At 75.0% G+C, this 25,408-nt stretch carries 23 protein-coding genes; 8 read left to right on the plus strand and 15 right to left on the minus strand.

Annotated features, from left to right (window positions below; genetic code table 11):
• Positions 1-35 precede the first annotated feature (35 nt).
• The 9 genes from AB0K51_RS16325 to AB0K51_RS16365 all read right to left on the minus strand — a co-directional run bounded on the left by AB0K51_RS16325 (position 36) and on the right by AB0K51_RS16365 (position 11,802).
• Positions 36-1,205 carry an acyl-CoA dehydrogenase family protein gene (locus tag AB0K51_RS16325; RefSeq protein WP_363455034.1) on the minus strand — a complete coding sequence of 390 codons (1,170 nt, stop codon included), beginning with the start codon at positions 1,203-1,205 and terminating at the stop codon, positions 36-38.
• Positions 1,206-1,242: 37 nt separating this feature from the next.
• Positions 1,243-2,436 (minus strand): acyl-CoA dehydrogenase family protein, encoded by a 1,194-nt coding sequence (locus AB0K51_RS16330; protein ID WP_363455037.1) that lies wholly within the window; start codon positions 2,434-2,436, stop codon positions 1,243-1,245.
• A complete protein-coding gene (locus AB0K51_RS16335; protein ID WP_363455040.1) occupies positions 2,433-3,761 on the minus strand; it encodes an ATP-grasp domain-containing protein in 1,329 nt (442 codons plus the stop codon). The genes AB0K51_RS16330 and AB0K51_RS16335 overlap by 4 nt, the downstream gene beginning before the upstream one ends.
• Entirely contained in the window at positions 3,758-5,038 is a 1,281-nt protein-coding gene (locus AB0K51_RS16340; RefSeq protein ID WP_363455042.1) for an ATP-grasp domain-containing protein, read from the minus strand. The genes AB0K51_RS16335 and AB0K51_RS16340 overlap by 4 nt, the downstream gene beginning before the upstream one ends.
• Complete coding sequence (locus AB0K51_RS16345) at positions 5,035-6,309, minus strand: MFS transporter (RefSeq protein WP_363455045.1); 1,275 nt, start codon at positions 6,307-6,309, stop codon at positions 5,035-5,037. The genes AB0K51_RS16340 and AB0K51_RS16345 overlap by 4 nt, the downstream gene beginning before the upstream one ends.
• Positions 6,306-7,361 (minus strand): FAD-dependent oxidoreductase, encoded by a 1,056-nt coding sequence (locus tag AB0K51_RS16350; RefSeq protein WP_363455047.1) that lies wholly within the window; start codon positions 7,359-7,361, stop codon positions 6,306-6,308. Before AB0K51_RS16350 ends, AB0K51_RS16345 begins: the two co-directional genes overlap by 4 nt.
• A complete protein-coding gene (locus AB0K51_RS16355; RefSeq protein WP_363455050.1) occupies positions 7,358-8,893 on the minus strand; it encodes a class I tRNA ligase family protein in 1,536 nt (511 codons plus the stop codon). Before AB0K51_RS16355 ends, AB0K51_RS16350 begins: the two co-directional genes overlap by 4 nt.
• Complete coding sequence (locus AB0K51_RS16360; RefSeq protein ID WP_363455053.1) at positions 8,893-10,173, minus strand: SidA/IucD/PvdA family monooxygenase; 1,281 nt, start codon at positions 10,171-10,173, stop codon at positions 8,893-8,895. The genes AB0K51_RS16355 and AB0K51_RS16360 overlap by 1 nt, the downstream gene beginning before the upstream one ends.
• 195 nt (positions 10,174-10,368) lie before the next feature.
• Positions 10,369-11,802, minus strand: a complete 1,434-nt coding sequence (locus AB0K51_RS16365) for a hypothetical protein (protein WP_363455056.1) — start codon at positions 11,800-11,802, stop codon at positions 10,369-10,371.
• A 370-nt stretch (positions 11,803-12,172) separates the two neighbouring features.
• On the opposite strand from AB0K51_RS16365, the gene AB0K51_RS16370 reads away from it, so the two are divergent.
• Complete coding sequence (locus AB0K51_RS16370) at positions 12,173-13,765, plus strand: alpha-amylase family glycosyl hydrolase (protein WP_363455058.1); 1,593 nt, start codon at positions 12,173-12,175, stop codon at positions 13,763-13,765.
• Positions 13,766-13,813: 48 nt separating this feature from the next.
• Here the strand turns inward: AB0K51_RS16370 and AB0K51_RS16375 are convergent, their stop codons facing one another.
• Complete coding sequence (locus AB0K51_RS16375) at positions 13,814-14,803, minus strand: DUF5937 family protein (RefSeq protein WP_363455061.1); 990 nt, start codon at positions 14,801-14,803, stop codon at positions 13,814-13,816.
• Between the two features lie 73 nt (positions 14,804-14,876).
• On the opposite strand from AB0K51_RS16375, the gene AB0K51_RS16380 reads away from it, so the two are divergent.
• Complete coding sequence (locus AB0K51_RS16380) at positions 14,877-16,100, plus strand: MFS transporter (protein ID WP_363455063.1); 1,224 nt, start codon at positions 14,877-14,879, stop codon at positions 16,098-16,100.
• A gap of 124 nt (positions 16,101-16,224) precedes the next feature.
• Here AB0K51_RS16380 and AB0K51_RS16385 read toward each other — a convergent pair whose 3' ends face one another.
• The 3 genes from AB0K51_RS16385 to AB0K51_RS16395 all read right to left on the minus strand — a co-directional run bounded on the left by AB0K51_RS16385 (position 16,225) and on the right by AB0K51_RS16395 (position 18,397).
• Positions 16,225-16,428, minus strand: coding sequence for a hypothetical protein (locus AB0K51_RS16385; protein WP_363455066.1), 204 nt, complete (start codon positions 16,426-16,428; stop codon positions 16,225-16,227).
• An 81-nt stretch (positions 16,429-16,509) separates the two neighbouring features.
• On the minus strand, positions 16,510-17,475 hold the full coding sequence (locus AB0K51_RS16390) for a threonine/serine dehydratase (protein WP_363455069.1): 966 nt from the start codon (positions 17,473-17,475) through the stop codon (positions 16,510-16,512).
• 103 nt (positions 17,476-17,578) lie between these two features.
• Positions 17,579-18,397, minus strand: a complete 819-nt coding sequence (locus AB0K51_RS16395; protein WP_363455072.1) for a UbiA family prenyltransferase — start codon at positions 18,395-18,397, stop codon at positions 17,579-17,581.
• 350 nt (positions 18,398-18,747) lie between these two features.
• Between AB0K51_RS16395 and AB0K51_RS16400 the strand changes: the two genes are divergently transcribed.
• From AB0K51_RS16400 to AB0K51_RS16415, 4 genes are all read left to right on the plus strand, one after another.
• Positions 18,748-19,869: a 3-oxoacyl-[acyl-carrier-protein] synthase III C-terminal domain-containing protein gene (locus AB0K51_RS16400; protein ID WP_363455075.1), complete on the plus strand. Its 1,122-nt coding sequence runs from the start codon at positions 18,748-18,750 to the stop codon at positions 19,867-19,869.
• 7 nt (positions 19,870-19,876) lie between these two features.
• A complete protein-coding gene (locus AB0K51_RS16405) occupies positions 19,877-20,401 on the plus strand; it encodes an isoprenylcysteine carboxyl methyltransferase family protein (protein ID WP_363455078.1) in 525 nt (174 codons plus the stop codon).
• Positions 20,398-21,426: an NAD(P)/FAD-dependent oxidoreductase gene (locus AB0K51_RS16410; RefSeq protein ID WP_363455080.1), complete on the plus strand. Its 1,029-nt coding sequence runs from the start codon at positions 20,398-20,400 to the stop codon at positions 21,424-21,426. Before AB0K51_RS16405 ends, AB0K51_RS16410 begins: the two co-directional genes overlap by 4 nt.
• 75 nt (positions 21,427-21,501) lie before the next feature.
• Positions 21,502-21,747, plus strand: coding sequence for a hypothetical protein (locus AB0K51_RS16415; RefSeq protein ID WP_363455083.1), 246 nt, complete (start codon positions 21,502-21,504; stop codon positions 21,745-21,747).
• 62 nt (positions 21,748-21,809) lie between these two features.
• Here the strand turns inward: AB0K51_RS16415 and AB0K51_RS16420 are convergent, their stop codons facing one another.
• Together AB0K51_RS16420 and AB0K51_RS16425 are read right to left on the minus strand one after the other, a co-directional pair.
• Positions 21,810-22,616, minus strand: coding sequence for an ABC transporter permease (locus AB0K51_RS16420; protein WP_363455085.1), 807 nt, complete (start codon positions 22,614-22,616; stop codon positions 21,810-21,812).
• The gene (locus tag AB0K51_RS16425; protein ID WP_363455088.1) at positions 22,613-23,608 is read right to left on the minus strand and encodes an ATP-binding cassette domain-containing protein; all 996 of its coding nucleotides are present in this window, start codon (positions 23,606-23,608) and stop codon (positions 22,613-22,615) included. Before AB0K51_RS16425 ends, AB0K51_RS16420 begins: the two co-directional genes overlap by 4 nt.
• Before the next feature lie 186 nt (positions 23,609-23,794).
• Here AB0K51_RS16425 and AB0K51_RS16430 point away from each other — a divergent pair, with 186 nt between their 5' ends.
• Both AB0K51_RS16430 and AB0K51_RS16435 read left to right on the plus strand, forming a co-directional pair.
• The gene (locus tag AB0K51_RS16430; protein ID WP_363455091.1) at positions 23,795-24,787 is read left to right on the plus strand and encodes a hypothetical protein; all 993 of its coding nucleotides are present in this window, start codon (positions 23,795-23,797) and stop codon (positions 24,785-24,787) included.
• A gap of 1 nt (position 24,788) precedes the next feature.
• Positions 24,789-25,322, plus strand: a complete 534-nt coding sequence (locus AB0K51_RS16435; RefSeq protein WP_363455094.1) for a DUF6529 family protein — start codon at positions 24,789-24,791, stop codon at positions 25,320-25,322.
• Positions 25,323-25,408: the final 86 nt, after the last annotated feature.

Raw genomic sequence — 25,408 nt, forward strand, 5'->3', positions numbered from 1 at the left:
CTCCCCTGGGCCGCGCCGCGCGGCGCGGTTGGCGGTCAGACGATGCCGAGGCTGATGCCGAACTCGGGTGTGCCGCCGAGCAGGTAGGCTCCGGCGGACTGCAGGATGCGGTCCTGGGCGACCAGGTGCTGCGCCATCACGGTGGTGTCGCGCAGCCAGCGGTCCATCGGCGAACTGCGGTTGATCGACCAGCTCTGCAGCAGGTCGTAGGTGCGGGCGACGATGGCCCGGGAGTTGCGGAAGGCGTGCAGCCAGGACAGCGGCGAGGCGACGCGCTCGGTCGGGGTCAGGTCGTCGAGGGTGCCGCCGGCCGCGAGCACCTCCCACTGGCGCCGCATGCTGCCGTACACGCCCGCCCGAGTGGCGTTGAACTCGGCCTCCAGTCGCGCGAGTTCGGTCTGCACGCGCCAGCTGTCGGCCCACGCCCGGCCGGCCATCCGGTCGTAGCGGGTGGTGGCGATCTCCCGGGCGTGGTCGAGGGCGGCGCGGGCCACGCCGAGCGGGACGCCGCACATCGCCCGGGTGAAGGAGTCGGGCTGGGCCAGCGGGCCGGGGCGGCCGTGCACGGTGGCGAAGGTGTAGGTGTGCTCCTCCGGCACGAACACCTCGGTCATCGTGTAGTCGCAACTGCCGCTGCCGCACAGGCCGGTGGTGTCCCAGTTGTCGATCACCTCGACCTGGTCGCGGGGCACCAGGAACTGCCGGGAGTCGTGCCGGTGCTTGCTGCCGGGAGCGGCCCAGGGCTCGCCGTCCTGGAAGATGAACGCGCCGGAGGTCACCCAGTCGGCGTGCTTGATCCCGGAGCCGAACGACCAGCGGCCGCTCAGCCGGAAACCGCCGGGCACCCGCTCGGCCCGGCCGGCGGGCTGGAGCAGTCCGGCCACCACCAGGTCGAGCCGGGAGAAGACCTCCTTGGCCACGGTCTGGTCCAGGAAGTTGGCGTAGATGCCGGTGTTGGCGCCGATCACGGCGCACCAGGCGGCCGAGGCGTCGCCGTGGGCGAGCACCTCCACCACCTCGGTCTGCTCCATCGAGGTGAGCCCGGGGCCGCCCCACTCGTTGCCGAAGCACATCCCGAACACGCCGGTGCCGCGCAGCAGTTCGACCACCTCGGCGGGCAGGGTGCGGTTGGCCTCGATCTCCGGGGCCCTCTCCCGCAGCACCGGCGCCAACTCCCGGGCGCGGCGCAGGATCTCCGATGTCATGCTGGTCACTTCTCCTTCTGCGTCGGGTGGTTGGCGGTCAGCCGTGGATGCCGAGGCCGATCCGGACCAGCGGCGGGCGGCCGAGCAGGTAGGCGCCGACCGACTCCAGGACGACGTCGTGGCCGATCTGGCCCTGGCTCAGCACGGCGGTGTCGCGCAGCCAGCGGTCCATCGGGGAGTCCCGGTTGATCGACCAGGTCTGCAGCAGGTCGTAGAGCCGGCTCACCACGGAGCGGGCGGTGTGGACGGCCTGCAGGCCGGACAGCGGGACGGCGCCGCGCTCGGTGGGGGTGAGGTCGTCCAGCGTGCCGCCGGCCGCGAGCACCTCCCACTGGCGGCGGGTCGCGCCGTACACGCCCTCCCGACTGGCGTTGAACTCGGCCTCGCAGCGGGCTAGTTCGGTCTGCACCCGCCAGCTCTCGGCCCAGCTGCGGCCGGCCATCCGGTCGTAGCGGGTGCTGGCGACCTCGCGGACGTGGTCGAGCGCGGCCCGGGTGATGCCGAGCGGGACGCCGGGCAGGGCGCGCATGAAGGAGTCGGACCAGGCCATCGGGTTGGGCGCGACCCGCGGTTCGAAGAAGGTGAAGGTGTGCCCCTCGGGGACGAACACGTCGGTGAGGGTGTAGTCGCTGCTTCCGGTGCCGCACAGGCCGGTGGTGTCCCAGTTGTCGACCGGCTCGGCGGCGGAGCCCGGGACGAAGAACTGCATCGAGTCGTGCGCGTGCGCGCTGCCGGGGGCGGCCCAGGGCTCGCCGTCCTGGTAGACGAACGCGCCGGAGGTCACCCAGTCGGCGTGCCGGACGCCGGAGCCGAACGACCAGCGGCCGCTGAGCCGGTAGCCGCCGGGGACGCGCTCGGCCCGGCCGGCCGGGGCCAGCGAGCCCGCGGTGATCAGGTCGGGGCTCGGGTAGAGGGCGCGGACCGCGTCCGGGGTGAGGAAGTTGGTGATCGCGCCGCCCATCGCGCCGATCCCGGCGCACCAGGCGGCGGAGGCGTCGCCGTACGCGAGGGCCTCGATCACCTCCAGCTGCTCCACCGAGGTGAGGCCGGGGCCGCCCGTCCCGGGCCCGTGGCCGATGCGGAACACGCCGGTGGCGCGCAGCAGTTCGACCACGTCGGCGGGCAGGGTGCGGTTGGCCTCGACCTCCGGGGCGCGCTTGCGCAGGACGGGCGCCAGCTCGCGGGCGCGGCGCAGGATCTCGGTGGCGTCGAGCGGGGTGTCTGCGGTCATCGGTCCACATCCAGGAGTCCGGCGGGCATGGCGAACGGGGCCTGCGGGTCGGCGGGGTCCACCTCGGAGGTGACGGTGCGGACCAGCGCGGCGGCGTCGTCGAGGCGGCGCTCGCAGGCGGCCAGGGTGTCCGCCTCGCAGACCACGAAGGAGTGCCGGGCCAGGTAACCGCCGGGGGGCAGCCGCAGCACGGTGCCGGGCGGGGCCATCGGCGCGGCGTGCACCAGGCCCTCGGCGTCCCCGGGCTGGGGAAGGGTCAGCGCCTCGAGCCGGCAGTCCTGTTCGGGGTAGCCGAAGCGGATCCCGGCGACCGCCGTGCGGGTGGGCGCGATCTCCGGGCGGCGGCCGACCGCGATGTCGAAGAGCACCTCGCCCGGCTCCAGGCCGGTGGCGATCCGGCCGAGCAGCGGGATCAGGTCGCCGCCGAGCCGCCCGTTGACCTCGATGATCAGCGGGCCGCGGTCGGTGAGCCGCAGCTCGGTGTGGGTGATGCCGTCCTCCACGCCGAGCGCCCGGTGGGCGTCGGCCAGCACCTGCAGCAGGGCGGGGTCGGCGAGCAGCGGGTCGGCGGCGTCGACGATGTGGCCGACCTCCTCGAAGTACGGCTCGTCGCTGCTGTACTTGCGGGCCAGGAACAGCGGCAGGTACTCGCCCTTGTGGACGGCGCCGTCGATGCTGATCTCCGGCCCGCCCGCGTACTCCTCGACGATCACGCTGGCCCGGTACGGCCCCGGGTCGACCTCGCTGGCGGACAGCGCGGTGGCGAACGCCTCGTCCAGTTCGGCGGCGTCGGCGGCGAACACCACGCCGATGCTGGCGCCCATCGCGCGCGGCTTGAGCACCACCGGGTAGCCGATCCGCTCGGCGGCCGCGCGGGCCTCGTCCAGGTCGGTGGTGAGCGCGAAGCCGGGCTGGCGCTGGCCGGCGGCGGTGAGCACGGTCCGGGTGCGGTCCTTGTCGCGCACCCCGCGCACGCCGCGCTCGGACAGGCCCGGGACGCCGAGTTCGGCGGCCAGCAGTCCGGCGTCCAGCACCAGCGGCTCGTCCCAGCAGAGCAGCCCGACGATGTGCGTGCGGGCGGCGATCTCGCGGACGGTCGCGTTCATCACCTCGGTGTCGAACACGTCGGCGACCACGATCTCGTCGAAGTACTCGCGCTGCCAGGTCGGCCGCAGGTTGTTCACCAGCAGCAGCTCCAGCCCGGCGGCGCGGGCGCGGCGGCTCATCGGGCCGACCAGGTACTCGCGGTACTCCTTCAGTCCGCTGCCGATCACCAGCAGCGTGCCGGCGCCTGTCACGGCGTCCCCTTCCTGACGCTGGGTCATGAGGTCTCCTCGGTGGTGTCCAGTGCGATCCGGACCAGGGCGGCGGCCGCGTCGGCGAGGCGGCGGGCCTCGGCGGGGGTGTCGGCCAGGGTGGTGACGATCCCGACCCGGTCCCAGGAGCTGCGCAGCCCGCCGGTGCGGTGGCCCGCGCCGACGCCGACCACGGCCAGCTGCACGCCCTCGGCGGCGGCGGCCTCGTCCAGGCCGTGCACCGCGCTGACCGTGCCGGGGCCGTCGGGGGCCAGGAAGCGGGCGGCGGTGGCCCGTTCGGCCCGCTCGGGCAGCGGGTCGAACGGCTCGCCGCTCATCAGCGCGAAGTAGGCGCGCACGAGTGCGACGGGGTAGGCGGCCTCGATCAGGTCGGTGATCGAGTCGCCGGGCAGCCGCCCCGCGCACTCCACCAGGACCGGGACGCCGTCCTCCAGGATCCACTCGCAGTGCAGCACCCCGTCGCCGAAGCCGACCGCGGCGGCCAGCCGCTCGGTCTCGGTGACCAGCAGCTTGCGCTGCTCCTCGGGCAGGTCGGCCGGCACCGTGTGACCCGCCTCGATCGGGTAGGGGCCCGGGTAGAGCACCTTGCCGGTGGAGTTGGCGAACACCGGACGGCCGCCCGCGACCAGCATCTCGACGCTGAACTCCGGTCCGCTGACGAAGCGTTCGGCCAGCATCGCGCCCTCGATCGGCCGGTCCGGGACGAACACCCCCTCGTCCTGCACCTGTCCGAACGCCCAGGCCTCCTCGGCCTCCTCGGGCGAACCGACCACCCGGGTGCCGACCGACGCCTGCCGGTTGGCGGGCTTCAGCACCGCCGGGCCCGGGTGCCGGGCCAGGAAGTCGGCCAGCTCGGCGGCGCTGCGCACCGGCTCGGAGGCCGGGTTGGCGATCCCGGCGGCGGCCGCGACGGTGCGCAGCAGGTGCTTGTCGCGCAGCAGTTGGGCCGCGCCGAGGCTCGCCCCGGGCAGCCCGTAGCGCTCTGCGAGCCGGGCCGCGAACGGCACCGCGTACTCCACGGCGGGGATCACCGCGACCGGGTCGAGCCCGGGGTGGGCGGCGAAGAAGGCGTCCGCCCGGCCCGGCAGGTGGTACTCCCACTCGATCAGCCCGCGGGCGAAGCCGATCTCGCGGACCGCCTCGTCGAGGTGCCGCTTGCGGGCGACGTCCGGTTCCTCGACGTAGACCACGGAGTCGGCGGGCTGGAACGCGGCGATGCCGGGGACCGCGAAGGCGACGTAACCGATGATCAGCACCGGCCGCGCGGCCGCGGGTCGCGGGCTCATGCCTTCCCTCCGACCACTTCCGGCTCGGCCGCCTCGGCGGCGGCCCGCTGCTCCGCGGTGCCCTTGATGCCGAGCGTCGCGAACACGCCCGCCACGGCGGTCATCACGCCGATCACCAGCCAGAAGCCCGAGTGCAGCCGGGTCCACAGGAAGACGCCGAACAGCGGCGCGCAGGCGCCGGCCAGGCCGGTGACGGTGTGCATGGCCGCGAGGTAGCGGGCCTTCAGCGCGGACGGGAAGGTCGCCGGGTGGGCGAACATGCTGGGCGCCGCGGTCATCAGTCCGGCGACGTAGACCACCGCGCCGAGCATCACGAACACCCCGGAGTGCACGGCCAGCCCGTACACCGCCAGCCCGATCGCGTTGAGCGCGTGGCCCGCGCCGACCGCCAGGTAGGTGGGGATCCGGGTGATGTACGCGGTGATCTTCAGTTCGCAGGTGATCAGCACCACCGAGGAGGTGGCCAGCACCGCGCTGTACAGCCAGGTCGGGTAGCCGTCGTGGACTATCTCCAGCGGCAGCGAGACCGAGGACTGCACGTAGGCGATCGTCCCCAGCACGATGGCGACCAGGTAGGCCAGGTAGGGGCGGTCGCGCAGCATCGCCGCGTAGGCCGCCCGGCCGGTGGTGCGCTGCTCGTCGCCGCGCTCCTCGGCGGCGTGCTCGGGCACCGCGTGCCGCGGCAGCAGCCGGTAGGCGAGCGCCGCGTAGACCAGGGTGGTGGCGCCGTCGACCCAGAACAGCAGGTCCCAGTCGAGGAGGATCACTCCGGCGGCGATCAGCGGGGCGAGCGCCGCGCCGACGTTGAGGGCGATCCGCATCATCGAGAACGCCATCACGTGGTACCGCTCGGGCATCAGGTCGCTCAGCAGCACCGAGGCGGCCGGCCGGTACGACTGGGCGAACATGCCCGCCCCGGCGACGGCGAGCAGCAGCGGGGCGATGAGCCCGGGCCGGGCCAGCAGCGGGAGCAGCGCGACCAGAGGTGCGGAGCCGGCCATCGCGATGACGATGGTGGCGCGCGCGCCGAGCCGCTGGGTGGCCTCGCCGCCGAGCACGGTGCCGACCGCGGTGCCCAGGCTGTACGCGCCGAGGGCGAAGCCCGCGGTGCCGTCGGACATCCCCCGGTGCGTCAGGTAGAGCACCAGGAAGGTCTGGACGAACGCGCCGAGCTGGTTGACCAGGACGCCGCCGAGTAGGTACCGGACCGTGGTCGGGGTGGCCCTGAGCGTGTCGAGGACTCCGATCGGTGGCTTGTCGTCGTCGGTCATGCCGCCTCCTTCGCTGCAGTGGCGATGCGTTCCGCGACCAGGGGCGCGGTGGAGAAGCCGCTGCCGCCGCAGGCGGCGCGGACCCAGACGCCCGGGCCGACCCGGGCGAGCAGCGGACCGCCGGTGGCGGCGTCCGCGGTGTAGTGGCAGACCCGCACGGCCGCCACGGGGTAGCGCTCCAGGCCGGGCAGCACGCCCTCCTCGGCCAGCCGGTCGAGGTGGGGGCGCTGGTCCTCCCCGGTGCTGTCGGTGCTGTCGGCGGGCCGGCAGACGGTGTCCGAGCTGAGCTTGAGCAGGGCGCCCGCGCCGGGCGGGAGCACCCAGCCGCGGCCCTCCCGGCCGAGCCCGCCGGCCGCCGGCGCCTGCCGCCACCAGTCGGCGTCCGGCTCGGGCGGGCGCAGGTAGAGCATGGTCTGGCGGTACAACCGGACCTGTCGGTCCGTCAGTTCACGTGTCCACGGGCCGGCCGAGACCAGCGCCAACTGTCCGCGGACCACCTCGCCGCCGCCGAGCACGACCCGCCCGGAGTCCGGGAAGACCGCGGTGACCGCGCTGTACGGGCGCAGCGCCACCCCGGGCCGGACGGACAGCCAGCGGGCCGCGGCCCGCAGCACCCGGTCGGCCAGCAGCACCCCGCCGGAGTGCTCGCGCACCCCGACGGTGCCGGCGGGCAGGCCGAGCCGGGGCAGCTGCTCCGCGGTCAGCCGTTCGACGGCGACGCCGGCTTTGTCGGCCTCCGCCTCGACCTCCGGCAGCCGGTGCGCGGGCCAGGAGTTGAGCACCCCGACCCGGCGGTACAGCTCGGTGCCGAACAACGCCTCCAGCTCCCGCCAGTGCCGCTGCGCGACGAGCCGGTCGGCGGTGCCGTCCGGGTCGCCGGGCAGCAGGGTGCGGATCGCCCGGTGCTGGTCGTAGGAGGTGGCGTCGGGGTTGGGCACCGGGCCGCGTTCCAGCACGGTGACCCGGTGCCCGGCCCGGGCGCAGGCGACGGCGGTGAGCAGCCCGGTGACCCCGGCGCCGACCACCACCACGTGCGCGGCGGCGCTGGTCACCGCCGGCCGCCGGCGAGTCTGGGCAGCGGCCGGGGGCGGACGGTGCGGGCCTGCGGCTCGGCGGGGATCGCCGCCTCCGGCAGGCCCTCGGCGGCCAGGTCGACCAGCAGTGGGGCGGCGCAGCGCAGGAACAGGTCGAGCTCGTGCCAGAAGTCGCCGGCGTCCTCGGCGGTGACCTCCCAGCGGTCGAGCCGGCCGAGCTGCTCGGTGAGGGTGAAGGCGGCGGCGGTCAGGCTGAACCGGCGCGGCTCCAGCGCGGCGGCGAACCGCCGCAGCAGCAGCCGGCCGGCCTGCCGGGAGGCGTCGCTGACCTTCAACTCTCGGGCGTCCAGGTGCCGTTCGGCCTTGTCGGCGACCCGGTTCCAGGGCTCGACCAGGCGCTGCCGGCAGACCCGGTCCATCGCGGCGCGGGTGAAGTTGGTGCGCTGGAAGTCCGGTCCGGTGGCGGCCAGGTAGTAGCGCATCAGGTCCCGCGGGACCTCGGCGGCGAGCTGACGGCCCGTCACCAGGTGGCCGCGGCTGGTGGAGAACTTGTCGCTGTCGAGCTCGTAGAACTCGTTGGTGACGTAGTGCGCGGGCAGCGCCAGGCCGCCGAGCGCGAGCAGCATCGCGGTGCCGGCCAGCGCGAAGGCGAAGCTGGCGTCGGAGCCGAAGAAGTACACCACCTCGGGTCCGGCGTCGGCCGCCCAGTGCCGCTCGTCGTCGCCGGGCACCTCGCCGCGGGCCTCGGCGGCCAGCGCGATGGTGTGCAGGCTCCAGGCGATGGTCTCGGTGTCGGAGTACAGCACCTGGCCGGGGGTCTCCGCGAACGGCGCCGGGATGCCCCAGTCGATCGGCAGCGTGATCGGGTAGTCGGGCAGCGGGGCGGCCATCAACTCCTCGACCAGCTGGGCCAGTCGGGGCCGCATGGTGGGCGCCAGCCGGGCGAAGTAAGCGGTCAGCGCGGCCCGGTGCTCCTCCAGCGGCAGCACCAGCACCTCGCGTTCGCGCAGCTCGACCGGAGCGTCCGGGTAGCGGGTGGAGCGCGGGTCGATCAGCTCGCCGGAGGCGATCCAGTGCCCGCAGTTCTCGCACAGCCCGGCGCAGCCCTCGCCCAGGCAGACCGGGCAGCCGCCGCGCACGTAGGCGTCGGTGAGGAACTCCCCGGTGTCCGGCAGGTACGGGAAGGCCACCGGACGGAGCCTCAACCTGCCTTCGGTGTGCAGGCGTTCGAAGAAGTTGAGGACCGTCTTGACGTACCGGTCGTCGAACCGGACGAAGCCGTCGGGGACGATGCCGGCCGCGCCGAGGGTGGCCTCGACCTGCTCGGCGGCGCGCAGCCGCAGTTCCTCGGGCGGCTCGCCGAGGCGGCGGGCCGTGGTGACGATGTAGTTCTGGGTGAAGTGCACGCCGGTGCCGAACAGGGTGTCCCGGCCGGCCGCGCGGGCGTAGCGCGCACACACGTCGGCGGAGAGGAACGGCCCGGCGAGGTGTCCCAGGTGCAGGTCGCCGTTGGCGGTGGGTCCGGGGGCGACCACCAGGAGACGGCCCATCACCGGCTGCCCTGCGCGGCGGCCGCGTGCCGGTCGACCAGCTCCCCGGTGATGTCGCGGGCCCGGTGCGCGAGCACGCTGATCAGCGAGTCGGCGATGCCGTGGGTGGCCTCGTTGACGCCCTGCAGGTAGAGCGCGCCGCCCGCGGTCTCGCCGAGGTCGACCCGGTAGTTGCGGCTCACCACGACCTCCGGCAGGCCCGCCTTCTCGGTCAGCTCGCGGACCAGCCCGGGCATCCGGCTGTCGTAGCCGGTGCCGAGCAGGACCAGGTCGCAGCGGTGCTCGGTGATCTTCTCGGTGCGCCGGTCGCGCAGGTCGAGCACCACCTCGCCGTCCTCCTCGCGGGCGGCGACCACCTCGGTCATCGCCTGCACCTCGGCCCGGCCGGTGCCGATCATCTTCTCGCGGTAGAGCATCAGGTACAGCTCGTCCAGGAACGGCGGGGCCAGGCCCGCGTAGTTGGTCAACCGCATCTCGTCCAGCACCTGCGCGCGCATCTCGGCCGGGGCCTCGAAGAACTCGTCGACGAACGACGGGAAGAACAGCTCGTTGACGAACTTGCTGGTCTGGTACGACTGCAGGCCGATCGAGCGGACCAGCATGGTGACGCTGGCGTTCGGCAGGTTCTCGTAGACCGCGAGGAACATCTCGGCGGCGCTCTGCGCCCCGCCGACCACCACCGCGCGCAGCGGGGCGTCCTTGTCCACGGCGGCGATCCGGCTGCGGAACCGGGCGCTGTGGATCACCCGCTCGGCGGGCAGCTCGGCGAAGACCGACGGCAGGTGCGCGTCCCGGCCCGCGCCGATGACCAGGTCGCGACAGCGGATGGTGTCGCCGTCGGCCAGGGTCACCTGCCAGCCGGTCAGCCGGCCCGCCTCGTCGTACAGCGGCTCGGTGGCGGTCGCCTTGGCGTCGTAGCGGATCCGCACCTTCTCCAGCGACGCGGCCACCCACTGCAGGTAGTCGGAGAACTCCCAGCGGTGCGGGTGGAAGGTGCCCAGGTTGATGAACTGGTCCAACCTGCCGTGCTGGTGCAGGAAGTTCAGGAACGAGAACCGGCTGCGCGGATCCCGCAGGGTCACCAGGTCCTTCAGGAAGGACACCTGGCTGCGTGCCCAGGGCATCAGCAGGTCACGCTGCCACTTGATGTCCGGGGCCTGCTCCAACAGCAGAGTGCGCTCGGCCAGTTCGGTCGATCCGCTCTCCTCGATCGCCGCCGCCAGCGCCAGGTTCGCCGGGCCTGCGCCGATCGCCAGCACGCCCACCTCTAGGTCAGCCACACTTCCCCCTCGTCAACTCGGGTTCCGTCAACAGACGTTGTTGCGCCTGGCAACCTAGGGAGCGGGGGTTCCCGGCAGGTAGGGACGGCTTCCCGGCGGCGGGGGAAATTCGGCACCGGATGCGCCGCGTCCCGGGAAGCGGCTTCCCGGGACGCTGCCCTGACGGTGCGTCAGCTGACGGTTGGACGGCGCCGGTCAGCGCCGGGTGATCCGCAGCACCCCGGTCTCGGTGCCCTGGTAGAGCGTGCCGTCGGGGGCGGTGGTGCCGGTCATCTGCAGCGGGTTGTACAACAGCCCGATGCCGAACGCGGAGCCGGCCACCCGGGCCCCGGTCTCCGGGTCGAGGACGGCGTGCGCGTAGGTGGCGAAGGTCTGCGCGCCGACCGAGTCGGTCGGGCCGCTCACCGTGACCGTGTAGATCTTCCCGTCGGCGACCGAGAGCCGGGGCAGCGCCGCCGACTTGGCGTCGCTCTCCCACACCGGGTGGCAGCCGGTTCCGGAGGCGTCCAGGTCGACCCGGGCCAGCCCGCCCTCGAACGAGGCCGAGGCGGGCACGCTGGCCGGGGCTCCCGCGGGCAGCGCCGGGTACGGGTAGCCGTAGGTGTTGGTGACGAAGACGCTGCGCCCGGAGGCGATCACGGCGTCCTCGGTGCCGCTGGCCGCCTTCCGGGTGAGCACCGGGACGGCGCAGACCGGCACCGGGCCGCCGTCCACCCGGTAGACCAGCAGGTTCTCGTGCGGCGCCGCGTTGTCGGTGATGGTCACGTACTCGGTGCCGTCGCCCGGCCCGAAGAAGCTCGGCGTGGCGCCCGTCCCCCAGCTCAGCTGGCCCGGCTTGCGGCCCGGACCGCGGTCGTAGGCGGCCCGCCACTGCACCACCGGGGTGCCGTCGGCGGCCTGGCCGAACAGGTAGAGCGCATGGTCGGTGGCGACCGCGGTGTGGCCCGGGACGGTGGAGATGCTGTTGGCCACCCCCTCGCCGGTGGCGAGCGTGCGCACCGCCCCGGTGTCGGTGTCGACGGTGCCGACCAGGCCACCGCCGGTGGCGAACCACACCTTGCCGTCCCAGCCCGGGCTGAGGCCGACCACGTCGTCGCCGTCCGGGATCGCGCCCCGCAGCGAGGTGCTCTGATCGGTCGTCAACTGCCAGCCCTGGGCGGTGCGGTGGTGGCCGATCCGGAGCAGGTCGTGCGCGCCGTCGACCAGCACCAGCGCGTCGTGCTGGTCCAGGTAGGCGTACACCCCGCCGAACAGCGCGCCCTTCGGCACCCCGAGTTCGGCCAGCTTGTGCCCGTCGCCCGGGTCGAGCAGGTACACCGTCGGGTTCTGCCCGAAGATCGAGGTGCACAGCGCCACCGGCAGGCCGTCCGCGCCGACCACCACGGTGGGGCAGGCGGAGGCGAGCGCCGTCCGGCTCCAGTCGACCGGCGCCGTGCCCGGGCCCGGGTACGGCGTGGTGTCGCTGGACGCCGAGTCGCCGTGCATCCCGGCGGTGCCGTTCGGCGCGGTCGCCGGGTTCTGCGGCGGCAGCGGACCGTAGGCGGTCGCCGCGGCGGCCGGCCAGGCGTTAGCGGCGACCACGGCCGCGAGGGCGGTGCCGAGCAGGGCTGAACGGAGGCGTGCAGGCATGGCGGGGTCCTGTTCCGTAGGCGGAGGGGGACACCGGACGGCCCCCGCGCGCACGGGTACCGGGCCGCCCGGAAAGGGGTGAACGGCCCTGGTACGGAGGGGTGCGCCGCCGTCCACCGGCAGCGCGATCGGGGCCGCGTCAGACGACGCGGCGACAACCCGTGGTGGTGGCACGGCCGAGGTCGGCGTGTCGACGGCTCACCAACGGGATCATGGCCCGCACCCTAGCCGAGCGGTCCGCCGCCGCGCTGCCCCCCGTCCACCAGGCGGACGCTGACGGCGGATCAGCGCGGCGACCGGTTCCCGCGGGCGCCGACCGGGCATGGCTGGGAGGAGGGCGGAGAGCCGAACCGGACGAGAGGCAACCACCGTGGGGACCGAGTGGGCGCGCAACGCGGTGCTGTACCAGATCTACCCGCAGAGCTTCGCGGACGGCGACGGCGACGGGATCGGCGACTTCGCCGGACTGACCGAGCGGCTGGAGTACCTGGCCTGGCTCGGCGTCGACGCGGTGTGGCTGAACCCGTGCTTCGCCTCGCCGTTCGGCGACGCCGGGTACGACGTCGCGGACTTCCTGACCACCGCGCCGCGCTACGGCACCCCCGAGGACCTCGCCAAGTTCGCCGACGCCGCCCGCCGGCTGGGCATCCGGGTGCTGCTGGACCTGGTCGCCGGGCACACCTCGGACCGGCACCCGTGGTTCACGGCCTCCGCCGCCGACCCGGCCGACCACCGCTACATCTGGTCCGACCGCCCCGCGCCCGGCTTCGTCGCCTCCCCCGGCCGCCGCCCCGGCTGGTACAAGCCGAACTTCTTCGACTTCCAACCCGCCCTCAACTTCGGCTACGCGCGCACCGATCCGGCCGAACCGTGGCGCCAGCCGGTGGACGCCGAGGGCCCGCGGGCCAACCGGGCCGCGCTGCGCGAGATCATGGCGCACTGGTTCGGCCTCGGCATCTCCGGCTTCCGGGTCGACATGGCGTCCTCGCTGGTCAAGGACGACCCGGGGTTCGTGGAGACCGGCCGGCTGTGGCGCGCGACCCGCGGCTGGCTGAACGAGCACCACCCCGACGCGGTACTGCTCGCCGAGTGGGGCGACCCCGCCCGGTCCGTCCCGATGGGCTTCCACGGCGACTTCTTCCTCCAGTTCGGCGGCCCCGCCGACGGCGCGCCGCTGCGCTCGCTGTGGGACAACCGCACCGGCACCGTCCACGAACACTGGCCCGCCGAGCCCTGCTACTTCGACGCCGCCGGCCGCGGCTCGATGCGCGAGTTCACCACCGAGTGGCAGCGCACCACCGAGGCCGTCACCGGCCACGGCTTCGCCGTCCTGCCCACCGCCAACCACGACTACTCGCGCCTCGCCTGCGGCCCCCGCACCCGCGACCAACTCGCCCCCGCCTTCGCCTTCCAGCTCACCTGGCCGAGCGTCCCGGCGATCTACTACGGCGACGAGATCGGCATGCGGTACGTCCCGGACCTGCCCGACACCGAGGGCAGCGTGCTGGGCCCCGACTACAACCGGGCCGGCTGCCGCACCCCCATGCAGTGGGACGCCGGCCCCGACGCCGGCTTCTCCACCGCCCCCGCGGACCGGCTCTACCTGCCGCTCGACCCCGACCCCGACCGCCCCGACGTCGCCACCCAGCGCGCCGACCCGGCCTCCCTGCTGCACCACGTGCGCCGCCTGATCGCGCTGCGCCGCCGGCACCCCGCCCTCGGGCCCGACGCCACCGTCGAACTCCTGCACACCGGCTACCCGTTCGCCTACCTCCGCGCGGGCACCCACCTGGTCGTCGTCAACCCCCGCCGCACCCCCGCCCACCTCCCCCTCGACCGCCCGCTGCCCACCGCCCCGCTGCTCACCCACGGGGTGACGATCACCGACTCGGTCATCCACGCCGAGGGCTTCTCGTACGGCATCTTCACCCGCCCGGACCTCGTGCCGGACGGCCGGGGGTGACGGTTTGTCAGCCGGTTTCGCCGCGCTCACTGCTGAAGTGACGGGCCGTCATCCGCCTTCGCCGTCGGAGCCGGGCGCACAGAGGAGTTCCGCGGCCCGCGTGCGCAGGTAGAGCACCTGGCGGCCGGTGCGGTGGCGGGCGGTGAGGCCGGCCGCGTGCAGGGCGGTCAGGTGGTGGGAGACGGTGGGCGCGGAGACGCCGGTGCGGGCGGCGAGTTCGGTGGTGGTGGCGGGCGCGTCGAGCTCGGCCAGCAGCCGGGCGCGGGTGGCGCCCAGCACCCGCGCGAGGCCGTCCGGCACCGGGCTGCCCGCGGTCTCCCAGAGGGCGGCCACGCCGCGCGGCGGGTAGACCAGGCCCGGCTGCCAGGGCGGGTTCTGCTGGGAGAAGACGCCCGGCCAGGCGAAGACGGTCGGGACGAGCACCAGTCCGCGGGCGCCGTCGAGCCGGCGGTGGGCGTCGACCCGGGGGTGCCCGATCCGCAGGGTGTCGTGCTCCCAGGCGACCTGCGGGTGCAGGTCGGCGAAGAGCGCGGCCGGCCCGCCCGCCGACAGCTGCCGGGCGCGGCGCAGCACCTCCCCCTCCGCCAGCCGCTCCATCCGCGCCCAGTGCGGCGCGATCGCCGCCGCCCAGTACGCCCGGATCTCACCCGCCAGCCGGACCAGCCCCACCTCCGGATCACGCATCAACTCCTCGGCCGGCGGCGGCAGTTCACCGCCCATCCGGGCCAGGTCACGGCGCACCGCGGCGGCCGGCAGCGCCACCAGGGCGGTCAGCTCCTCCTCGATGCCCGGGCTCGACCCGGCCGGCACCGGCGTCAGGAAGTCGGGCACGTAGACCGTCGGCAGCCGCACCAGCGCCGACAGCGACTCCCACTCCACGCCCGCGAGCCGGCGTCGCGCCTGCCGCACCCACGGCAGGTGGATGGCGTGCCGCCCCGGGTCCTTGAGCACCTCGACGCTGGTGGTCACCTCGCACAGCGGCGAGCGGGCGAACCGGGTGCGGGCCAGGTCCTGCGCGGAGAACTCCCAGGTCAGCATGGTCGCTCCCGTCGAGGATTCGACCAGGATGGAATTCCTGGCCGGAGACGATCATCGCAGCCAGGCTCGCACCATGACCACCGCCACCCCCGTCCCGCTCCGGGACCGCCTCGGCCTGCCCGTCACCACCGGCCGGACCCGCCTGATCGGCGCCCACCTGGTCGACAGCCTGGGCACCGGCCTGATCCTCGCCTTCGTCCTGGTGTACTTCACCCGCACCACCGGCCACCCGCTGGCCGCGATCGGCGCCGCCGTCTCGACCGCCCGGCTGCTGGCACTGCCCACCGCACCGGTCGTCGGCCCGCTGCTGGACCGCTACGGCGCCAAGACCGTCGCGACCTGCGCCAACGCGCTCTCCGCGCTCGCCTACGCGGGCTTCCTGGCCGCCCACGAGCTGTGGCAGATCGCCGCGGTCTGCCTGCTCGCGCAGATCGGCCACGCCGCCTACTGGACCTCCAGCACCGGCCTGGTGGTGCTGGCCGCCCCGGACGGCGAACGCACCCGCTGGTTCGCCCTGGTGCAGACGCTGCGCAACACCGGCCTGGGCCTCGGCGGCGCGCTCGGCGCGGCCCTGGTGGCCGGCGGCGGCAGCGGTGCGCTGCGCCTGCTGGTGGTGCTGAACGCGGCCAGCTACCTGCTCGCCGCCGCCCTGCTCGCCACCTGGCACCCGGCAGCGGCGGTCACCGCCCCCGACACCCGCGGGCCCGCCGCAGGGGGTTACCGGGCCGTGCTGACGGACCGCCGGTACCTGCTGCTGGTGGCCGTCCACCTGAGCTTCGTGCTCGCCTCGATGGTGCTGAGCGTGCTGCTCGCGGTGCACGTCACCGCCGCGCTGCACCGGGGCGCCGCGGTGGCCGGCGGGCTGCTGGTGCTCAACGGCGTGCAGGTGGTGCTCACCCAGAACCTGGTCGCCCGCCGCCTGGAGGGCCACCGCCCGACCCGGGTGGTCGCCGCCGGTGCGGTGCTCAACGCCGCCGCCTTCGGGCTCTTCGCCCTGCTCGGCCTCGCCCCCGGGTGGGCGGTCCTGCCGGGGCTGGTGGTGGCGATGGCGGTCTACAACCTGGCCGAGACGGTCGCCACCCCCAGCGCCGAGGAACTCAGCGTCTCGCTCGCCGACCCCGCCCGCCGCGGCCGGTACCTGGCGGTCTACCAGCTCTCCTGGACCCTCGGCCAGGCCGTCGCCCCCGGGCTGCTCACCCTGCTCTTCGCCCACGGCCCGGCCTGGCCCTGGCTGTTCCTGCTCGCCGCCTCACTGGCCGCCGTCCCCGGGCTGCTCCTGCTGGAGCGTCAGCCGTGAGACGGGTCGGAATCGGTGACAGGGCATCAGCGGACCGCGTCGGTTAGGGCCCGGGCCCATCGGCCGACCGCGTCGACCATGGAGCCGGGACAGGAGTCGGTGACGGCGCGCCGGCCTGGCGGCGTCAGTCATAGCCCGCATCAGGATCCGGTGACGGAGTATCAGCCTGGCGGGTAAACCATGTCCCAGGCCAGGAGCCGGCGATGGCGCGCCAGCCGATCACGTCGGTCATGACCCGGGTCACGGCGGTGACGGCCCGCCAGCCGACCTCAGCCATGGCCCGGGCCCAGGAGTAGGTGACGGCGCGCCAGCCGGCCACGGCGGTCATGACCCGGGCCAGGAACCGGTGACAGCCCGTCGGCCGACCTCAGCCGTGGCCCGGGGCTGGCCAGGCGCCGGTGGCGGTGCGTCAGCGCGCTGCGCCGAGGTCCTCCGGGTCGGTGTTCGCCCCGCACAGCACCACGCAGACGCGTTCGCCCGCGGCGGGGCGGTACGCGCCGGTGGTGAGGGCGGCCAGGGCGGCGGCGGTGCCGAGTTCGACGGCGATCCGGCGTTCGTCCCAGAGCAGTTGCCGGGCCTCGCGGATCGCGCCGTCCGGCACCAGGACCGAGGCGGCACCGCCGGACCGGGCCGCCTGCACGGCCAGGGCGGTGGCGCGGCGGGCGCCGAGCGAGTCGGCGGCGATCGACTCGACCGGGACGTCGACGGGCCGCCCGGCCGCCAGGGCCGCGTTCAGCGCCCGGCAGTTCTCGGGTTCCACCGCGACGGTGCGGATGCCGTGCTCGCGGGCGGCGGTGGCCACCCCGGCGAACAGCCCACCGCCGCCGACGGCGACCAGGACCGTGTCCAGCCCCGGGAGCTGACGGTGGATCTCCTCCAGCACGGTGCCCGCGCCGGCGGCGATCAGCGGATGGTCGTAGGCGTGCGAGGCCAGCGCGCCGCTCTCGGCCGCGAACTCCTCGCAGGCGGCCAGCGCCTCCGCGTACTCCGTGCCGACCAGCCGCACCTCGGCGCCGTAGCCGCGCAGCTTGGCGACCTTCACCGGCGGGGCGGTCTCCGGCAGGAAGACCGTCGCCCGGACGTCCTGCCGCCGGGCCGCCCAGGCGCACGCCAGGCCCGCGTTTCCGCCGGAGGCGATGGTCACGCCCGCGTCGGGCAGGGTGCCCGCCTCCCGGTGCGCGCGCAGGAAGTTCGCCGCGCCGCGCGCCTTGAAGCTGCCGGTGTGCTGCAGGTACTCCAGCGCCAGCCACAACTCGCCGCCGCCGTCCGCCAGTCCGAACGCCCCCGGCTCGGCCGGCTGCACCCCGACCGGTAGCACCTCACCCGCGATCCGGTCGCCCGCCGCCTTGATGTCGTCGTACCCGAGTTGCTGCACGTGATCCTCCCGGTATGCCGGTTGCGCGTGTGCCGGTGGCGCGCATGCCCAGTGCGCCACGGCGTACGGTACGTCGTGCCGTGCGGACCCGCGAGGAACCCGCTCACCCCGCGAGCAGCCCGCCGCCGCTGCCGAACAGCACCGCCAACGCGATGCCCGCACCCGCCATCACCCCGAGGAACGGCCAGCGTCCGCGTGGCGCGAGCAGCGCCGCGACCGTCGTCGGGGCGGTCACCGCGAGCACCGGCCAGCCGGGCGCGAGCAGCAGCGCCGCGCCGGCTGCGGCGCCCACGGCGAGCAGCGCGGACGCCCGCGGGCCGAGCCGCTGCGGCAGGCCGCGGATGCCGGCGGCGCGGTCCGCGGCGATGTCGGGGAGCACGTTGGCGAAGTGCGCGGCCACGCCGAGCAGCGCACCCGCGCCGAGCACCCGCCCGGACGGCCAGGGGCTGCCGGGCAGGGCGAGGGTGACGAAGGCGGGCAGCAGGGCGAAGGCCACCGCGTACGGCAGCCACGACCAGACGGTCCACTTGAGCCGCAGGTTGTAGGCCCAGCCGGCGCCGACCGCCACCAGATGCGCGGCCGCCGCGGCCACCCCGCAGGCCAGCGACAGCAGCACACAGCCGGCCACCGCCCAGCGGGTCGCCCTTACGGTGTAAGTCACCGTCAACTCGCCATCCGCCAGCGGCTTGTCGCGCCGCCCGGCAGCAGCATCGCGCGCCCGGTCGACGAGGTCGTTGCTCCAGCCGATCGAGAGCTGCCCGGCACCGACCGCGGCCGTCGTGAGCAGACCGCCGAGCGGGCCACGCCCGGCAGCGAGCGCCATCGCCCCGGCCAGCACCGTCACCGCGGCCGCCGGCGCAGGATGGCAGGCCCGCAACAGGGCACCCACCCGATCACGCGGCACCGCGGAGGCGCTGGTCACACCACCCAAGCTACCCGCCGACACCCCATCAGCCCGGCACCGCCACACCACGATGCGCTGCGCGACCGCGGGCCGCGGGCTGTGGGCTGGCAACCGTCGGCGTTGGCAGCCGGCCTCAAGCCTCCGGCTACCCGCTCCCGGCACCCGACGCCTTCGGCGGCCCGCTCCGCGCCTGCGACCATCAGCTTCTCGACACCCGGCCGCAGGCCATTGCCTCCGGGCCTTCCGCAGGTGACGTTCGGTGGCGAACCAACCTTGGGGCAGCTGGGTGACCTTCGGTTGCATGCCCGGGACGCGCCGATGGGTACCGAATTGCCTGCCGTCGACCGGTTCTTCCCTATCCTGGGCCGATGACGCGGATCGCGGCTGTCAGCGGGGTGCTCCCGCCGTACCGGTACGGGCAGCGGGAGTTGGCCGATGCGGTCGCGGCGCTGCGTCCCGACCCGGGTGCGGACCGGGCGCTGTTGGACCGCTTCTCGGCCGGGGCCGGGGTGGAATTCCGCTATCTGGCGCACCCGTTGGAGTCGTACCGGGAGTTCGACGGCTTCGGGCGGGCCAACGACGCGTACCTGTCCGCCGGGGTGGAGCTGGCCGAGTCGGCTGCCCGGATAGCGCTGGCCTCGGCGGGGATCGCCCCGGAGCAGGTGGACGTGGTGGTCTCCACCACCGTCACGGGGGTCGCCGCACCGTCGCTGGAGGCCCGGCTGGCCGGGCGGCTGGGGCTGCGCGAGGACGTGTCGCGGGTGCCGCTGTTCGGACTCGGTTGCGCGGGCGGCGCTGCGGGCCTGGGCCGGGTGCACGACCTGCTGGCCGGCCGTCCGGCCGGGGTGGCGCTGCTGCTGGCCACCGAACTCTGCTCGCTGACGCTGCAGCGCGGCGACGGCTCGACCGCCAACCTGCTGGCCACCGCCCTGTTCGGCGACGGCGCCGGCGCCCTGCTCGCGGTCGGCGACGCCTTCCCGCTGGCCACCCCGCCGACCACCCCGCCGCCCGGCTCGACCGGCTCGACCGTCCCCGCGCACGCCGCCCCCGTCGGCGGGCCGACCGTGGTGGCGTCCCGCAGCCGGCTCTACCCCGGGACGGAGCAGTTGCTCGGCTGGGAGGTCGGCGACCGCGGGTTCCGGATCCTGCTCGGTGCCGAACTCCCGGAGCTGGTAAGGCTGCACGTCGGCGAGGAGGTCTCCTCCTTCCTGGCCGAGCACGACCTGAAGCCGGCCGACGTGAGCGCCTGGATCTGCCACCCCGGCGGGCCCAAGGTGCTGGACGTGCTCGGCGAGGAACTCGGCCTGCCCGACAGCGCGTTGCTGCCGAGCCGCCGTTCACTGGCGCGCTGCGGCAACCTCTCGTCCGCCTCGGTGCTGCACATCCTGCGCGACATCGTCCGCTCGGCCCCACCCGCGCCGGGCAGCCACGGCCTGATGCTGGCGCTCGGCCCGGGCTTCGCCTCCGAACTCGTCCTGCTGCGCTGGTAGGTGCCGATTGCTGCCGTACATCCTGCTGGTCCTGCTGGTCGGCGTGGAGCGCCTGGCCGAGCTGGCCGTCGCCCGTCGCAACGCGGCCTGGAGCCTGGCCCGCGGCGGCGTCGAGTACGGGCGGGGGCACTACCCGCCGATGGTGGTGCTGCACACCGCGCTGCTGGCGGGCTGCCTGCTGGAGACCTGGTGGGCCGGCCGCCCGTTCCTGCCGGTCCTGGGCTGGCCGATGCTGGTGCTCACCGTCCTTGCGCAGGGCCTGCGTTGGTGGTGCATCCGGACCCTCGGGCCGCGATGGAACACCCGGGTGATCGTGGTTCCCGGCCTGCCGCTGGTCTCCGGCGGCCCGTACCGGTGGCTGCGGCACCCCAACTACCTGGCCGTGGTGGTGGAGGGCTTCGCGCTGCCGCTGGTGCACACCGCCTGGGTCACCGCGCTCGCCTTCACGCTGCTGAACGCAGCCCTGCTGGTCACCCGACTGCGCTGCGAGGAACGGGCGTTGACGCTCTGTCAGGTCGCGGCGGCGGCGTGATCGACCTGCTGGTGATCGGCGGCGGACCGGCCGGACTGGCCACCGCCATCCACGCCGCTCGGGCCGGGCTGGAGACGGTGGTCGCCGAGCCCCGGCCCACCCCGGTCGACAAGGCCTGCGGCGAGGGCCTGATGCCGGGCGCCGTACGGGCGCTGCAGCGGCTCGGCGTCGACCCCGACGGCCGTCCGTTCCACGGCATCCGCTACCTGGAGGCCGCCGGCCCGCGCACCGCCGAGGCCCGCTTCCGCACCGGCCACGGCCTGGGCGTCCGGCGCACCGCCCTGCACGCGGCGCTCGCGGCCCGCGCCGAGGAGCTGGGCGTCCGACGGCTGCCGCACCGGGTGGACGACCTGCGGGTCACCGAACGGGCCGTGACGGCGGGCGGGTGGACGGCCCGGTACGCGGTGGCCGCGGACGGGCTGCACTCCCCCGTCCGGCGGGCGCTCGGGCTGCACCGCCCCGCCGACGGCGACCGCCCGGCCCGGTACGGGCAGCGGCGACACTACCCGGTGCGGCCGTGGACCGACCTGGTCGAGGTGTACTGGTCGGCCCGGGCGGAGGCGTACGTGACGCCGGTGGGCGAGGAGTCGGTCGGGGTGGCGGTGCTGAGCAGCGAGCGGCTGCCGTTCGACCGGCAGCTGTCCCGCTTCCCCGCCCTGCTGGAGCGGCTCGGCGCAGCGGTGGGCGGGCCGGTGCGGGGTGCGGGTCCGCTGCGGCAGACGGCCGGCGCGCGGGTCAGCGGGCGGGTGCTGCTGGTCGGCGACGCGGCGGGCTACCTGGACGCACTGACCGGCGAGGGCATCGCCGTGGCCCTCGCCTCCGCGGAGGCCGCCGTCCGGTGCCTGGCCGCCGACCGCCCCGCCGCCTACGAACACGCCTGGCGCCGCGCGTCCCGCGACTACCGCCTGCTCACCAGCGCCCTGCTCGCCGCCCGGCACCGCCCCTGGCTGGTGCCGCACCTGGTCCCGCTCGCCGCCGCCCTGCCCCCGGTCTTCCGCACCGCCGTCGGCCTGCTGGCCCGCTGAGCCGTCCCACCGGCCCCCTCATGGCCGCTGACCTGCACCGATGCCGCTAGCTGCGACGCGCGGGACACTGGAGGTATGAGCGAGTCCGGAGACATCTTCCATCCGCCGGTCGTGGTCCGTCCGCCGACCCACGGGACGCGGCCGTACCGCCGGGTGGAGATCTACGGTCGGACGGTGGGGCGGGCGACCGCGCCGGAGGACGTCGCGGAGTTCATTCGCCGCGCCGGCGTGGCCGAACCCGACCTGGACGATCCGGACCTGGTCGCCTGGCGCGGCGGCGACCGCACGGTGTGGACGCCCACCGAGGAAGCCGCCTCGTAGGCGCGCGCCGCCGCGCGACGCCCGCTCGGCCGAATACCCACTCGTACCGGCACCCGCCGTGCTCACACCGCGCGGCGGTACAGCCACACGCCGAGCGGGGCGAACGCGGCGACGATGCCCGCGTCCCAGGCCAGTGCCTGCCAGACCTGGCTGCCGACCGGTCCGCCGATCATCAGGGCGCGGACCGCGCCGGCGGTGATGGTGACCGGCTGGTGCTCGGCGAACACCTGCAGCCACCCGGGCATGGTGGCGACGGGCACGAAGGCCGAGGAGGCGAAGACCAGCGGGGCCAGGACCGGGAAGGCCGCGGCGGTGGCGGTCTCCGGGTCGCCGACGGCCAGCCCGACCACCGCGAACACCCAGGACATCGCGAAGCCGAAGGCCAGCACCAGCAGCGCACCGCCGAGGTAGCCCCACACCCCGGTGTGCACCCGGAAGCCGACCAGGAAGCCGACGCCGGTGATCAGCAGGACCACGAAGACGTTCCGCACCAGGTCTGCGGTGGACCGTCCGGAGAGCACCGCGGAGCGGGCCATCGGCAGCGACCGGAAGCGCTCCATCAGCCCGGTCTGCAGGTCGGTGGCCAGTCCGATCGCGGTGTTCACCGCGCCGAAGGTGACCACCTGCACGAAGACGCCGGGCATCAGGTAGTCCACGTACGACACGCCGTGCAGCGCGGCGCCGACCACCCCGCCGAAGACGTAGCGGAACATCAGCACGAAGACGATCGGCTGCACGGTGGAGAAGATCAGCAGCCGGGGTACCCGGCGCAGCGCGATCAGGTTGCGCCAGCTGACCGCGAGGCCGTCCCGGACGGGGGCGAGCAGGCGGGCGGAGAGCGGCTGTTCGAGGGTGACGGTGGCGGTCACGGTCGACCTCCGGTGCGGTGGCCGGTGAGGGCGAGGTAGACGTCGTCCAGGCTGGACTCGCGGACGGCGATGGTGTGCGGGGTGAGCCGCTCGGACTCCAGGGCGTGCAGCACGTCCATCAGCAGCAGCGAGCCGTCGGGGCTGGTCAGGCGGAGCGTCGCGCCGTCCTGTTCGGCGGTGCGGCGCAGCCGGTCGGCCAGCAGGCCGGCGGCCCGGGTGGCGCGCAGGTCCTCGCCCATGCCGAGTTCGAGGACGGTGGTGCCGAGGCGTTCCTTGAGGGCGCGCGGGGTGTCGTCGGCGACCACCCGGCCCTCGGCGAGGACGGCGATCCGCTGGGCCAGCCGGTCGGCCTCCTCCAGGTACTGGGTGGTGAGCAGCACGGTCGTGCCCTCGCCGACCAGTTCGCGGATCAGCTCCCACAGCGCGGTGCGGCTCTGCGGGTCGAGGCCGGTGGTCGGCTCGTCGAGGAAGAGCACCGGCGGCCCGGGCACCAGGGCGGCGGCGACGTCGAGCCGGCGGCGCATCCCGCCGGAGAAGGTGCGTACGGGACGGTCGGCGGCGCCGGTCAGGTCGAAGCGTTCCAGCAGCTCCGCGGCGCGCGGGGCGAGCCGGGAGCGGGGCTGCTGGGTGAGCCGGCCGATCAGGCGGAGGTTCTCACGGGCCGTCAGGTTGGGGTCGACGGCGGCGTACTGGCCGGCCAGGCCGATCAGTCGGCGTACCGCGCCGGGGTGGGCGACCACGTCGACCCCGAGCACCGAGGCCCGGCCGGCGGTGGGCCGGATGATGGTGGTGAGGATCCGGATCGCGGTCGTCTTGCCCGCCCCGTTCGGGCCGAGCAGGCCGAAGACGGTGCCGGGCGGGACGGCGAAGTCCACGCCGTCCAGCGCGCGGAGCCCGCCGAAGTCCTTGCCGAGTCCGTTGACCTCGATCGCCGGGCGGTCGTTCGCCGGCGGACGGTACGCGGGCGGGTGGTTCTGCTGGTGGGAAGTCATCGGCGCCCCCTCGGGCCAGGTCGTTCCCCTCCAGTGTCGCCCGCGGGCCCGGACGGTGGGCCGTCCAGGGCAACGGCGTACTCCGTGGCGCGGAGCGAGTGCGCTCTGGAGTGGCCGGGCGGCGGACGGCGGGAGTGGATGGTGTCTGCCAGCCCACCGCCGTGACGTCCGTTCCCAGGAGCCGTGATGCCCCGAGCCCGCCGTGTGACCGCCGCCGCCGTGCTGTCCCTCGCCGCCCTGTCGGCGGCGGGCTGCGCGGCCGGTCCCGGGCCGAGTGCCCCGCCCGCCGCCGGCTCCACGCCGCCCGCCCCGGCGGCGTCCGCGGCCGCGCAGCCCGCGGGCGCGGCGAGCAGCGCCCCGTCGGCCGCCTCCGCGTTCGCCACCTCGGTCGGCGTGCAGATCTCGCTGGCCAGCGTGGGCCGGCTCGGCCCGATCCTGGTGGACGCCACGGGCCGCACCCTGTACCTGTTCGGCGCCGACACCACGGTGCACGCCGGCTGCCTGGGCGACTGCGCCCGGTCCTGGCCGCCGGTCACCACGCCCGGGTTCCCGGTGGCCGGTCCCGGCATCGACGACGGCCTGCTCGGCGCCGCCGCCCTCCCGGACGGCACCGCCCAGGTGCTCTACAAGGGCCACCCGCTGTACCGCTACACGGGCGACCACGGACCCGGCGAGACCACCGGCCACGAGAAGGCCGACTTCACGGGCACCTTCTACGCCGTCACCGCCCTCGGCGACCCGGTCGGCGTCGACATGGCCGCCCTGCGCGCCGCCGGGGCCTCGGCGAGCCCGAACGCGAGCACCAGCGCGAGCCCCGCGCCCGCAGCCGGCGCGTCGCCGAGCGGTGCCCCGGCCAGCCCGTCGGCGGGAGCGGGCGCGGGCGCCGGGGCGGGCAACCCGGTGGTGGCCGGCGGCGCGGCGAGCCCGGCAGCCGGGGGCGGTACGAGCGGCGGAAGCAGTGGCAGCGGCAGTGGCGACGGCAGCGCCGGGAACTCCGGTGGCGCGGGCGCTGCCGGTGGCACCGGCGGCGCTCCTGCGGCGAACGCGGGTGGCTCGAATGGCGGAGGCTCCGGGTCGGGTACCGGCGGCTCCGGTACGGGCGACACCGGTACCGCCGACACCGGCGGCGCGGACACCGGCACCGGCGCGTCCGGTGACGACGGGTCGCAGGAGGGCTGAGGTGGCACGGCTGCGCGCGGTGTCCGTACTGGCGTTGCTCGCCCCGGTGGCGATCGCGCTCGGTCTGCTGTGGTTCGGTCGGGTGCACGTGCCGGACCCGGCCCGGGGCCTGTTCGGCGAGACCGGCCCGGACGCCTATCGTCTGAAGTCCCAACTGGGCTGCGCGCTCTTCGGGTTGGCGCTGATCCAGGTGCTGCTGGCGCTGTGGATGTACCACGGCCGCCGGGCGGTGGCGCGGGTGCGGACCGCCCACCGGGTGGGCGGCGGGCTGGCGTTCCTGGTGTCGCTGCCGATCGCCCAGCACTGTCTGCTGGCGTACGGCGTGCAGTTCACCGATTTCCGGGTGGGGCTGCATTCCTTGGCGGGCTGCTTCCTGTACGGCGCGTTCGCCGCCAAGGTCCTGCTGGTCCGCCACGGCGGGCTGCCGCGCTGGGTCCTTCCGGTCGCGGGCGGCGCGCTGTTCTGCGCGATCGGCGTGCTCTGGTACACGGGGGCGCTCTGGTTCCTGAACGGCTACTCGGCCCCCGGACTCTGACCCCGCCGCCCGGGCGCCCGCCGCGCGCCCGGCCCCTGCTGACGGCGCCGCCCGCCCGGGACTCGTTCCCCGAGCGGGCGGCGCCG

The organism is Kitasatospora sp. NPDC049285, assembly GCF_040678815.1.
In the GTDB taxonomy this organism is placed as follows: domain Bacteria; phylum Actinomycetota; class Actinomycetes; order Streptomycetales; family Streptomycetaceae; genus Kitasatospora.